Origin of the sequence: Endozoicomonas montiporae CL-33 (genome assembly GCF_001583435.1) — a bacterium.
GTDB classification, from domain to species: domain Bacteria; phylum Pseudomonadota; class Gammaproteobacteria; order Pseudomonadales; family Endozoicomonadaceae; genus Endozoicomonas_A; species Endozoicomonas_A montiporae.
On sequence record NZ_CP013251.1, the window covers coordinates 2,506,228 to 2,517,989 of the forward strand.

The window sequence follows — 11,762 nt, forward strand, 5'->3', positions numbered from 1 at the left end:
TGAATTGCGCAGCCATTCTGAACCACGGGAGCTGCGTTGGAACTCCTCGCAATATCCTAAGGTCACAGGTAGCTGGCTATTACTCGTTGTTCCGCCTTTATGCCCTTCAGGGTATTGTCCCGCAACCCGGAATGACTTGCTCATAGTCATATTTAGAAAGCGGAATTGGTATAACGAGTACATGATTGTTGCCGCCATTGCCAAACAGCAGGCAATTGATTTTGGCGATAGCAAGAAAACCGGAAAAGAAAAAAGAAATGCCAGAAACGCCATCCGCTTCTGGGATCGCTGGTATGCGACCAGCGATAATGTCGCAAAAGCTTTTTATAAGGTAAAGTTGTATGAGAAAGCGTCGTCAGCTTGATAAATTGAAGGCACTCAGGGAAATGCAGTGTCAGCAGGTAAAGCAGGAGCTGGCCGAGCACCAGGGTAAACTGGTGCAGGAAGAGACTCGTCTTCAGCAGCTTGAAGACTACCAGAAAAACTATGTCTGGGATGAGGCGCGACAGGCCGATGGCCTGCTGCTTAACAGTGCCCAGATGATGGCTCAGTCGGTACACAATGCGGTACTGCATCAGCGTCAGCAGGTCGATGTGCAGCAGGCGCAGTGTCGTGCAACTCAGCATAAGTACACTCATGAACGACTAAGGTTGCGTACGGCTGAGGCGTTGTTTGACAGTCATCAGAAAAAGCTGGACAAGAAGGCTGCCAGACAGGAACAGAAGATGTTTGATGAAGCGTCTTCAGTGATGTTGCGGGGGCAGCTGTTTTAGCTGCCTTTTTGGTCTCTGGCGTCTTGCCGGATGTCAGGCTTGGGTGTTTAGAATGGAGCGGCTGGATGGCTGCTCTACACCTGTGCTGGAATAGGTTTTGCTGTTGCTGCCCTGAACCGGAAGCTGGCTGAGTATTTTTTCGGCCGCTTCATTTTGCAGTTTCAGTGCCTGATCATTGATCTGATTGATGGCTTTGCACTCTTCAACCAGTTCCATCAGTTCCTGCCAGTCTTCGGTGACTTCCTGTTTTTCTGTTGCAACCAACTGCTCGAGAAAGCTTTCCATACCTGAGCGCGAGTTGATCAGGCCGATTTGTTGCATGGCCTGTGAGCGTTTTGCCCGGTTTTCTCTGGCATTGAGCATCACGGAGGTAATGGCTTTTGCCGACTCGGCCAGTCCCTGGTGATCCCTGTTCAGAATAAATGCCTGCTGTTGCTCCAGAAGTCCATGCAGGTCGTTGTACAAATCGAGATCCTGATGGATGGTTGCAATAACAGACTGTTTATACGGGTTTGCCATTGCGGGGGCTTGTTGGAAGGAACTCATGCTAACTCAGTCATCAAATAGTGTGAGTTCGAACTCAAGCATTTTTTGTGCCAGCTTTTGATGATCAATGGCCATCTCGCCATTTTGAATGGCCTGGCGAATGGACTCTACTCTGGCTTCATCAATATCCGGCGCTGAATACGCTTTGTCTTCCGCTTCGCTCAAAAGGGTTGAGGTGGTACTGATGGACAGGTCGCTACCGGCCTCACTTGCAGTCTCTTTATTCTGGCTTTTTTTCCGACTGGTGCTGCTCACCAGTTGCAGAGAGTTAATGTCAGTAATTGTGGTCATAGAATCGCTTGGTCTGTCCAGTGCACAGCAGACAGTTTACAGGTTGCATGGGGTTGTCTCAAAAAACAGACAGATCGGATGTGCCGTTTTTCGTCATTGCCTGTTTCCGGAAACGACCGGTTTGCGGAAATATTAAGCGCGATTGTTATTACAGCACTTTCACTTCATTGTTTCCGGAAACCATGCCACGAACCGTTTTGCCGCTGGAAAGGTTGCGAACCCTGATCTGCTGGTTCAGTCGCCCATCTTCCAGCGCCTCGCCGGGCATGCTGATGGTGAAGTTGTCGTTGCTGGCAACGATGGCAATGCGGTCGCCCCGTCGAATCAGGTGGGCTTCCTGCAGCGAATGTGGCGTCAGCACGTCCCCTGCCCGAACTCTTCGGCTCAGTTGTTGGTTGGCAAAGTGATCCGTGTTGATGAAATAACCCCGGCGCAGCTGGCTGATGTCCATTTCCCTCAGTGTAACGTCGTTATCGTTGATCGGGTCGCCCCGGTTTAATGTGCGCGTTGCAACCAGCACCGGTACAAACAGGCTGATGTGCCCTCTGGCGTAAAGCGACCAGCGGTTGGGTGTGGCGCATTCTACTTTGATTCGCTGACTGCCGGCCTCCATTGCAGTCAAAAAAGTAATGTCGGGTTTTGACTCGCAATGGGCAAAGGGAAGGGTTGGCAGGCTGTTCAGGCTGATGTCGTAATGGCTGTTAGTGATCGTATGGGTAAGAGTCTGTGCCTTTTCTTCCAGAGCCTCGTAAACCCAACGGTTCAGTTGTTGCTGTTGTTGCTCTTCTTCTTGTTTTTTGCTGGTTTCAGCGAACGCCGGGCAAGTGGGGGCGGCAATGGCTGCGATCAGCATCACTATACGGGTCAGCTGTACGGCTTTAGTCGTAAAAAAAAGGCGTTTGTTATTGTCGTGAACCTGAATGTTTATGCGGAATGTCATGGTGTTTGTGCAAAAGGGGAAATAGATTTCCGCTGTTTATTCATTATGCGGGTTTGTGTTTGGTCAGCCAATGATGGGCTGACTTTCATCGGATGATACCAGTATTGCAGAGAATGGCTATTGAGTGGATTTACATAGCTGCAGAGTAAGCAAATTATTTTTTCAGTGGGTGTTTGCCGAGCCTGGTGGTGTTCTGGATAGGGTTATGTACGTAGAGGTGGCTTTTTGGCATAACGATTGCTTTTAATGAACGCTGGTTATATCAAATCGCTGCAAATGCATCGTTAAACCGGAACCGATTTCCCAAGCAAGATTGTCTATCCGAGGCTGACATGGCTATTAACTTTGAGAGTGCGTTGGGTGTATTGCCCGACACATTGCAATATCGAACCCGGCGGGCAGAGGTGCTGGCAAGCAATATTGCCAACGTTGATACGCCGGGCTATCAGGCAAAAGACCTGAGTTTTGATCATATTCTCGGGCAGCAACAGGCTCAGATGCGGTTGCAGCAGACCAGTAGCCGTCATATTACTTTGCCGGGTACAGAGCAGGAAGCCTCAGTGGTTGAGCGGGATATTCGACAGCCTTCAAGTGATGGCAACTCGGTAGAACTGGGCGTCGAACAGGCTGCCTACATGCGCAACAGTATGGAGTTTCAGACCAGCTTTGCGTTTTTGAACATGAAAATGAAAGGTCTGCAGCGCGCCATTAATGGTCAGTGATAAGCGCCGGATCGATTGGAAGTAAGTAATCGTTTATGTCCCTGAATAGTATTTACGACATTGCCGGGTCCAGCCTGAATGCCCAGACCCTGCGACTCAATACCATTGCCAGCAACATGGCCAATGCCGAAACTGCAGCCGCTTCACCGGACGCAGTATACAAAGCCCGTCGTCCGGTGTTTTCCGAAGTGATGCGGTCAGCACAGATGGAGCTGGGCAGTCAGGTAGAAGTCCGGGAGGTGCTGCAAAGTCAGGCAGACCCTCTGATGCGTTATGAGCCTAATAACCCGCTGGCGAATGAAGACGGCAATGTTTTCTACCCGAATGTCAATGTGGTGGCGGAGATGGCCGATATGATGAGCGCCACCCGTAACTATCAGACCAGCGTTGAAGTGATGAGCAACGCCCGTCGTATGCAGGAGCGCCTGCTGAGTCTGGGGCAGTGATGGCTGGTTTTATTAAACAAGCTCGTCAGATCACTGCTGGCTTACTACTCGGTGTTGTGGCCGTGGGCTCTGCAAATGCTTCCATGGGACTGGACAGTGAAGCATTTCTGCAAATGTTGTTGACCCAGTTGCAGTACCAGGACCCTACCGCTCCCATGGATAACGCCCAGATGGTCTCCCAGCTGGCTGACCTGACCATGATGGAACAGAATGCCGAGCTGGTGCATGCCATGAATCAGCTGCGTGATCAGATGTATCAGTCTCAGGGTTTGTATGCTTCCAACCTGGTGGGTAAGGAAGTGATGGTCATCGCTAACCTTTTCAAAGTGGAAAATGGTCGGCTGCCAAGCGGTGAGATTTTGCTGAATTATGCGGCCAGTGATCTGAATCTGGAAATATATAAGCAGGATGATGAACCTAAGGATCACGATCCGGTTGATACCCTGAAGTTGGGTGAGCAGACAGAAAGCGGCAAAGTACCTTACGACCTGAATGATCTGAAGAAGTCGCTCGAAGACGACACTTATATGATGTATGCCTACGCCGAAGTAGACGGCAGTGATCTGGAACAGGCCGTTGTTCAGCGCAGTGTCGTGCTGAGTGTGGTGATTCCCGGTGGCGGGCAGGATGTGCTGGTTGATGTGAAAGGCATTGGACTGGTGCCTTTATACAGTATTACCGAGTTTCAGGGTGATTATGTTGCCGGTGGCGGGGATGGCGGGCAGGAAGGTCAGCGCCCGGAGCGGCCCGGTCAGTTGCCGTCTTTGCCGGAAATTGATCCTTTTGCCAGTGTGGCCGGTCATATGGAAAAGACGATGCGTGATGGTGAGCGCTGGACCATAAATCCTTTTCATAAGCCCCAGAGTATGCGCTCGAATGAACGACAGAAGAGTCAGCCGGTGTCACACCGCGATGCCATGTTCAGACGAGTTCGATAACGTTTAATCCAGTTTTTAGTTTGAATCAGACTGGCTGCTGAATTGAAATGCAGCAGCCAGACACCAGAGAGTAAATACCAATGTCAATGAATACCGGCGTTAGTGGCCTGAATGCTGCCAGCCAGAGCCTGAATACCATCAGTAATAACATCGCCAATGCCAATACCACCGGCTACAAATCCATGAATACCCAGTTTGCCGACGTTTACTCGTCAGCAACAGGCAGTGGTGGTGTTTATGTGGCTGCTATCGAAACTAACTTTGCTCAGGGTGATTTGCTGTATACCTCCAGTGCGACCGATCTGGCGATTGAGGGCGGTGGTTTCTTCGTGATGGAAGATTCCAACGGTCAGCAGTATTACACCCGCGCCGGTAATTTCAGCACCGACAAAGACGGCTTCCTGGTGAACAATCAGGGACAGAAGCTGATGGGTTTTGCTGTAGACGGCAATGGTAATGTGATTGAAGGTCAGCTGGTTGAGCTGCCTATTAATACCGCTGATATTGCTGCGCGTTCTACCAGCTCTCTGAATCTGGGTGCTAACCTCGATGCCCGTGTGGATGTGTTGGATGCTGACGAGTTTGATCCGGCTGATCCAAACTCTTACCACAGCACCACGACCACCACGGTTTACGACTCTCTGGGTAATGAACAGCAGGTAACGGCTTACTACATCAAAACCGCTGATGAGCCTGCCACCTGGGAAGTTCAGTACGAAATTAATGGTGAGCGTGTAGAAACGGCGCCGGGCAGTGGTGAGTACTTTGCTGCCACCCTGACCTTTGATGAAGACGGTGTATTGGCCAGCAGTGATCCGATGAGTGGTACGACGCCAGGCGTCTTTGATCTGCCGGAAGTGTCTCTGGGTAATGGTGCATCCCCTCTGAATCTGGAAATGAATGTCTCTGATTTCAGTCAGTTCGGTAATGATTTCTCTGTTAGCCGAAACAGCCAGGATGGCTATCAGGCGGGTTCTTTCCTGGGTGTGTCGATTTCTGATGAAGGGGCTATTGTGGCCACTTACTCCAATGGTGAGAGCATGATTCAGGGCTATGTGGCGCTGGCGAACTTCCCGAACACTGGCGGCCTGACCACAGCGGGTAATACCAGCTGGACGGAATCTCCTGAGTCCGGAAGCCCGATCATTGGTCTGCCGGGCAGCGGTACACTGGGCAAATTAACCAGCAGTGCGCTGGAAAATTCCAACGTTAATATGAGTGGCGAGCTGGTTGATATGATCGTGGCGCAGAGTGCCTATCAGGCCAATACCAAAACGATCTCTACCGCCAATGAAAACACCCGCTACCTGCTGAACACCTTTTAAGCGGAGCTGAGGTTTAATGGATAAGGCGTTATACACCGCTCTCAGTGGTGCGACCCGGGCGATGCATTCCCAAAGAATGCACGCCAATAATCTGGCTAATATCACCACCGATGGTTTTCGGGCGGATTACCTGAATGCCGTGTCTTCCCTGGTCGAAGGGGAAGGCGAGCAGACCCGGGTGCATGTGGCGAATGGCGAACAGTGGACTGACCTGAGTAACGGACAGTTATCGTTCACTGGCCGGGATCTGGATGTTGCCATTCAGGGCGACGGTTGGCTGACCGTGGTGAATGATGAGGGCGAGGAAGCCTATACCCGTGACGGTAGCTTTTTTGCTGATGCCGATGGTGTGTTGCGTAATGCGCAGGGCTGGATGGTGGCAGGGCAGGGTGGCCCGATTCAGTTGCCGGATTATGAAAAGCTGACCATTGGTGCCGATGGTCGTGTGTCTGTGGTGATGAATGGTGCTGCAGAGAACGAGATCGTTATGGTAGACGTTCTGCGTCTGGTAAATCCACAGGCGGCTGATCTGGCCAAGGGTGGTGACGGTCTGTTCCGTGTTGGCGAAGATGTGGCAGTACCTGAAGATGCAGCAGTGACCGTGGTCAGTGGTTATCTGGAAGGCAGTAATACCAATGCCGTCGCTGAAATGGTAGCGGTCACCAACCTGAGCCGTAACTTTGAAATGCAACTGAAAATGATGTCGTCTGTTGAGCGTATTGCGCAGGCAGGCGATGAGTTGCTGAGACGATAAATTTTCATACAGGCGGGTGCCGGGTTCTGAACCATCAACGTACCGGCCTGTTTTTTTGTGAGTAGTTTTCAATGAATCCAGCTTTGTGGACGGGTCAGACAGGTCTGACTGCACAGGACAAGCAGCTGAGTGTTATTTCCAATAACCTGGCGAACGTCAATACCATCGGCTTCAAGCGCGATCGAGTGGTGTTTGAAGACCTGTTTTATCAGGTTCAGCGTCAACCGGGTGCAGATAACACCGAAGGTAACCAGATTCCTAATGGTATTCAGATGGGTACCGGTGTTCGGGTGTCTGGCACGCAGAAGGTGTTCACCACCGGTTCTTACGTGACCACCACCGACCAGCTGGATATGGCGATTGAAGGTCAGGGCTTTTTTCAGGTGTTGCAGCCTGACGGTACCATGGCGTACACCCGTAATGGTCAGTTTCACCTGAATTCGGATGGTCAGATGGTGACTGCCAATGGTTATCCGCTGGAACCCGCCATTGAGATTCCGGAAGATGCCCTGTCCCTGACAGTGGGAGCTGATGGTCTGGTGAGTGCATCGTTGGCGGGTGATCCGAATCCGCAGGAACTGGGTCAGATTACGCTGGCAAACTTTGTTAACCCGGCCGGTCTGAGTGCGCTGGGTGGCAACCTGTTTGCCGAAACCGCTTCCAGTGGTCAGCCCTTTGAAGCGATTCCCGGTGAAGACGGAGTGGGCGCGGTGAAGCAGTACACGCTGGAGTCTTCCAACGTGAACATGGTGGAAGAGATGGTGAACATGATCACCGCTCAGCGTGGCTATGAAATGAACGCCAAGGTGATTTCTGCTGCCGACGATATGTTGCGCTTCGCTAACCAGACGCTGTGATAAACAGTAAGAGAGCTTTTGCATCATGCCTTTTTTTATAAACACTGCTCTTGTGAAAAACAGCGTTAAGAAAGGTCTGCTTCCGGTTCTGGCAATGTCTCTTGCGGGCTGTGTCACCATGCCTGAGCCGTCCGGGCCAAAAGAGGCAGATCAGGCAGGAACACCGGATCAGATATTTGAAATGATGGCGTTGCCCATGCCGGATACGGAATCCCAGGAGATAGTAAACGGCAGTCTGTTTAATCCTTCCTACAGTAGTAGCCTGTATGAAGATCGTATGGCGTATCGGGTTGGCGATATTCTGACCGTTGTACTGGATGAGCAGACCCGTTCCAACACGTCTTCCGGTACCGATTTCCGTAAAGATAACTCGGTGAATCTGCCCGGACCTTTGCTGTTTGGACGCAAGGAGCCGGATTCCGGCATGTCCATGGATCGTCGTTTCAGTGGCAGTGGTTCCAGTACCCAGCAGAATATGCTGGACGGTTCTATTACCGTGTCGGTGCTGAAGGTGCTACCAAACCGGACGCTGTTGGTGCGCGGTGAAAAGTGGCTGACCCTGAATCAGGGAGACGACTATATTCGGGTATCCGGCATTTTGAGACCGGAAGATATTGCACCGGATAACAGTGTTTCTTCCCAGCGTCTCGCCAGTGCCCGACTGGTGTTCTCCGGAGACGGGCCACTGGCAGATGCCAATGAGGCAGGCTGGTTGATGCGTTTCTTTAATAGTCCAGTGATGCCAATGTGAGGAAGAGCAGCGTGTTTAAGTGGTTAACAAAAACAGCCTGTGTTCTGACGGCGGTAGCGATGACCGTTTCGGCGCCAGTGCTGGCGGAGTCTCACCAGTCGTCACGACGACTGATGGATATGGTGGATATACTGGGCGTTCGTAGTAACGAACTGGTGGGGTATGGTCTGGTGGTCGGTCTTGATGGTACCGGCGATAAAACCCGACAGACGCAGTTTACTGCCCAGTCCATGAATAATATGTTGCGCCAGCTGGGTATTCAGATGCCTGAAGGTGCGAACCCCAACCTGAAGAACATTGCGGCGGTGTCGGTAACGGCTACGCTGCCACCGTTTGGCAGTCCCGGACAGAGTATTGATGTAACGGTGTCGTCCATAGGTGATGCCAGCAGTCTGCAGGGCGGTACCCTGCTGATGTCCCAGCTGAAAGGGGCGGATGGTCAGGTGTATGCGCTGGCGCAGGGTAATCTGATTGTAACGGGTATGTCTGCCCGCGGTAACAGTGGTTCCAGTGTCACCGTGAATATTCCAACGGCTGCCCGTATTCCTAACGGAGCCATTATCGAGCGGGCAGTGCCGAGCAGTTTTGCCTCCAAGGATCATATTGAGCTGAACCTGCGGTCACCTAACTTTACGACAGCGGGCAACATTGTGCGTGCCATTAATGAGAAGTTTGGTCCTGAAACGGCCTGGGCGGAAAATGGTGCAACGGTTCGGGTAGGCGCTCCTGCTGACCCCAGTCAGCGTGTTGCCTATATGTCTGTATTGGAAACCATGCGCATTAATGAAGGCGACACCATTGCCAAGGTGGTACTGAACAGTCGAACCGGCACCGTCGTGATGAACGAGCATATTCGTCTGCGCGCGGCTGCGGTGAGTCATGGCAATCTGGTGGTGACGATTCGGGAAGATTTTACGGTCAGTCAGCCGCCGGGCTTCAGTGGCGGTGATACGGTGGTGGTGCCCAATACGAACATTGTCGTCGATCAGGGTGATAAACACCTGTTTATGGTACCGGAAGGTAACTCGCTGCAGGATGTAGTGAATGCGATTAACGCCGTGGGTGCAACACCGGCGGATTTGATGGCTGTGCTACAGGCGCTGGAGCAGGCGGGTGCGTTGCAGGCTGAGCTGCTAGTGATTTGATTAAGCTCGTTATTTGATTAAGCTCGTTATTTGATAAGAAAGTGATCTGATGGATATTTTAAGCTTGCAAAGTGCTTCTTCTCAGTCGTTAAACCAGATAAAGCCTGCTGCCAGAGAGGCGGCAGGTGAAGACTCTGCTCTGCGAGCCGCGGCTCAGGACTTTGAGGCGATGATGCTGGAGCAGATGTTGAAAAGTATGCGCGATGCGAATGAGGCGATAGCGGAAGATGGCTTGCTGAACAGTCGCGAGCAGAAATTCTGGCAAGAGTTTCAGGATTCCCGGTTGGCGCTGGAGTTGGCGAGAAGTCAGGGGTTAGGGCTGGCAGATGCCATTGTTGCCCAGGTGGAAACACTTCAGGGTGGATGACTATTGCTTCGGCAAGATAAAAAAAGAGCACCAGCTGTAAGGCGGTGCTCTTTTTTTTGCCGGGTGGGTCAGGCTGCGGTATTGCTGAAGGGTATTGGGCTGTCAGCGATGGTAGCTTTTATGCTTGCAGTTGATTCCGGGGGTTCAGAAGTTGTTGAGTCGTCAGGCTTATCTTCCGATGCGTTGGCGAGAATACTCTCTTCCACTTCTTCTTCATTAATAGCTCTGGGTATAAATGCAGGTGCTATGACAGGCCAGCTGCGTGCAACGCTGTTAAATTTAGCCACTGGATGGCGGTCGTCGCCCATGCGTATAAAGCCCTGCATATCCGGCAGTTCATGTATCTGCTCAGGGGAGACAATAGGCATGGTCAATTGACGTTCAGTGGTTTGAGTTTGATGTTTGCCGCTGTAAGTGATTTCAGTTTTTTGAACGGTATTGCGTTTACCCAGTTTGCTCGATGCCCATTTGGCGGTGCTGTAATCACTGCAGCGCATGGAGGCCCAGCTTTCACAGGAGCGGCTGATCGCCTGCACTGTGCTCATGCCGTATATTTCCGTCAGTCGCATTACCGAGTCAACACCCAGAATGGCGCAGGCGCCGATTTTGCGGGACTGAATCATAAAGTTCTGCAGTGACGGGATCAGGTTAAGCCGGGTCAGGTCGTCTGCGACAAAGAAGAAACGGCGCAGATGGTCGGGTGGCAGGCTGATCAGGGTGCTGCAGGCAAATTCCAGCCAGACCGTGGTCAGTGGTCTCAGAACATCAATCTCGTCGGAGTGAGTGCTGATAAATAACCAGCTGTCGTCGTTTTCATTGAATGCCCAGCGACGTACAGAGAAGCGGAAGTTTTCACTGGACAATTCCTGCATGGGGCGGATGGAGGCAATCAGAACGCCGCGAATACCCATGCAGGCTTCTTCTTCACCCCATTTGGCCAGAATCGGTGCCGAGTCGGTTTCGGAAAGGATTTCAACAATCCGGCTGTCTTCGATCTCCCGAATTTGCTCCAGCAGGATATCGGTGTTGGGATTCTCGGTATCGCCAAGATCCTGTGCCAGTTTCGCCAGAACAGTACGCGCGCCGGTTGACCAGTCCTGCTCCATTTTATGGTCGGGAATCAGGGCTTTTGCCATACGAATGTAGTCGTAGCTGCGATTGCATTCGCACCAGATGTCCCAGGAGGCGCTGCGCTCATCCATCGGGTTCAGAATGATGTCTTTATCCTGACGGTAGAAGTGGCTGATGAACTCGCCGTTGATGTCGAAGACAATGGCTTTTTTTCCGGCAGCACGAATGCCAACCAGCGTTTCCTTGATGTTGACACTTTTACCGGAGCCGGGAGAACCGACGACAATCAGGTGGCTGGTGTCTGATTTTTCTGGCATCGGAATGCCGGCAAACTGCATTCTGGACACGCTGGGGCGTTCTGCCGTGATTTTGCGCAGATCGGCGGCTTCGACAATGCGATTGTTGTCTGCCTCGATTTCTTTACGACGCTGGATAACGTGGCTGGTGCTGCGGCAGAAAAATTTGACGGTCATCCACAGGATAACAAAGAGAATGATGGAAGCGAGGGTGGAGGCCAGGGTGACCATGGCGCTGCGTTGAATGGTGGTGTCTTCTATGACGCTGCTGCCGCTGCGCATGTAGACCTGACCATCGCTGGTGCGAACCGGAAGGTTGTAACTGGTGTCCTGCAGAACCTGAACGTTCATGGTTGCGTTCAGCAGGGCGGCTGTTTCGTGTCGTGCCTGGGGGCTGGTGATACCAATGAAAACCACAATCGATATCAGTAAGGCCGGCAGGGGTGACAGTCGTTCAAGCGTTTTTAACTTTGTCGATTGCATGGATTTTACTTGAGTGTCTGGTGAAGAATAACGATTTAGCTGGGGTGACAATGTAAA

At 51.8% G+C, this 11,762-nt stretch carries 15 protein-coding genes; 11 read left to right on the top strand and 4 right to left on the bottom strand.

Going from position 1 to position 11,762, the window contains the following annotated elements:
* Positions 1 to 181: 181 nt before the first annotated feature.
* Both EZMO1_RS11420 and EZMO1_RS11425 read left to right on the top strand, forming a co-directional pair.
* Positions 182 to 364: a hypothetical protein gene (locus tag EZMO1_RS11420; RefSeq protein WP_034873295.1), complete on the top strand. Its 183-nt coding sequence runs from the start codon at positions 182 to 184 to the stop codon at positions 362 to 364.
* Positions 342 to 773: a flagellar export protein FliJ gene (locus EZMO1_RS11425; RefSeq protein ID WP_034873296.1), complete on the top strand. Its 432-nt coding sequence runs from the start codon at positions 342 to 344 to the stop codon at positions 771 to 773. The genes EZMO1_RS11420 and EZMO1_RS11425 overlap by 23 nt, the downstream gene beginning before the upstream one ends.
* A 33-nt stretch (positions 774 to 806) precedes the next feature.
* Here EZMO1_RS11425 and EZMO1_RS11430 read toward each other — a convergent pair whose 3' ends face one another.
* The 3 genes from EZMO1_RS11430 to flgA form a co-directional block, all read right to left on the bottom strand.
* Positions 807 to 1,292, bottom strand: a complete 486-nt coding sequence (locus EZMO1_RS11430) for a flagellar protein FlgN (RefSeq protein ID WP_034873297.1) — start codon at positions 1,290 to 1,292, stop codon at positions 807 to 809.
* Positions 1,293 to 1,325: 33 nt separating this feature from the next.
* Positions 1,326 to 1,610 carry a flagellar biosynthesis anti-sigma factor FlgM gene (gene flgM / locus EZMO1_RS11435; protein WP_051789487.1) on the bottom strand — a complete coding sequence of 95 codons (285 nt, stop codon included), beginning with the start codon at positions 1,608 to 1,610 and terminating at the stop codon, positions 1,326 to 1,328.
* A gap of 148 nt (positions 1,611 to 1,758) precedes the next feature.
* Positions 1,759 to 2,550, bottom strand: a complete 792-nt coding sequence (gene flgA / locus EZMO1_RS11440) for a flagellar basal body P-ring formation chaperone FlgA (protein WP_034873298.1) — start codon at positions 2,548 to 2,550, stop codon at positions 1,759 to 1,761.
* Positions 2,551 to 2,882: 332 nt separating this feature from the next.
* Between flgA and flgB the strand changes: the two genes are divergently transcribed.
* From flgB to EZMO1_RS11485, 9 genes are all read left to right on the top strand, one after another.
* Complete coding sequence (flgB, locus tag EZMO1_RS11445) at positions 2,883 to 3,272, top strand: flagellar basal body rod protein FlgB (RefSeq protein WP_034873299.1); 390 nt, start codon at positions 2,883 to 2,885, stop codon at positions 3,270 to 3,272.
* 35 nt (positions 3,273 to 3,307) lie between these two features.
* Positions 3,308 to 3,718, top strand: a complete 411-nt coding sequence (gene flgC, locus EZMO1_RS11450; protein ID WP_034873300.1) for a flagellar basal body rod protein FlgC — start codon at positions 3,308 to 3,310, stop codon at positions 3,716 to 3,718.
* Complete coding sequence (locus EZMO1_RS11455) at positions 3,718 to 4,656, top strand: flagellar hook assembly protein FlgD (RefSeq protein WP_051789489.1); 939 nt, start codon at positions 3,718 to 3,720, stop codon at positions 4,654 to 4,656. The genes flgC and EZMO1_RS11455 overlap by 1 nt, the downstream gene beginning before the upstream one ends.
* A gap of 80 nt (positions 4,657 to 4,736) precedes the next feature.
* Positions 4,737 to 5,981, top strand: coding sequence for a flagellar hook protein FlgE (gene flgE / locus EZMO1_RS11460; protein WP_034873301.1), 1,245 nt, complete (start codon positions 4,737 to 4,739; stop codon positions 5,979 to 5,981).
* Between the two features lie 16 nt (positions 5,982 to 5,997).
* On the top strand, positions 5,998 to 6,735 hold the full coding sequence (locus EZMO1_RS11465) for a flagellar basal body rod protein FlgF (protein ID WP_034873302.1): 738 nt from the start codon (positions 5,998 to 6,000) through the stop codon (positions 6,733 to 6,735).
* A gap of 71 nt (positions 6,736 to 6,806) precedes the next feature.
* Complete coding sequence (gene flgG, locus EZMO1_RS11470; RefSeq protein ID WP_034873303.1) at positions 6,807 to 7,592, top strand: flagellar basal-body rod protein FlgG; 786 nt, start codon at positions 6,807 to 6,809, stop codon at positions 7,590 to 7,592.
* A 25-nt stretch (positions 7,593 to 7,617) separates the two neighbouring features.
* Positions 7,618 to 8,343 (top strand): flagellar basal body L-ring protein FlgH, encoded by a 726-nt coding sequence (locus EZMO1_RS11475; protein ID WP_082211672.1) that lies wholly within the window; start codon positions 7,618 to 7,620, stop codon positions 8,341 to 8,343.
* Between the two features lie 11 nt (positions 8,344 to 8,354).
* Positions 8,355 to 9,488, top strand: a complete 1,134-nt coding sequence (locus EZMO1_RS11480; protein WP_236631944.1) for a flagellar basal body P-ring protein FlgI — start codon at positions 8,355 to 8,357, stop codon at positions 9,486 to 9,488.
* 49 nt (positions 9,489 to 9,537) lie between these two features.
* Positions 9,538 to 9,855 carry a rod-binding protein gene (locus tag EZMO1_RS11485; protein WP_034873304.1) on the top strand — a complete coding sequence of 106 codons (318 nt, stop codon included), beginning with the start codon at positions 9,538 to 9,540 and terminating at the stop codon, positions 9,853 to 9,855.
* A 68-nt stretch (positions 9,856 to 9,923) separates the two neighbouring features.
* Here the strand turns inward: EZMO1_RS11485 and EZMO1_RS11490 are convergent, their stop codons facing one another.
* Positions 9,924 to 11,705 carry a type IV secretion system DNA-binding domain-containing protein gene (locus EZMO1_RS11490; protein WP_034873305.1) on the bottom strand — a complete coding sequence of 594 codons (1,782 nt, stop codon included), beginning with the start codon at positions 11,703 to 11,705 and terminating at the stop codon, positions 9,924 to 9,926.
* Between the last annotated feature and the right edge of the window lie 57 nt (positions 11,706 to 11,762).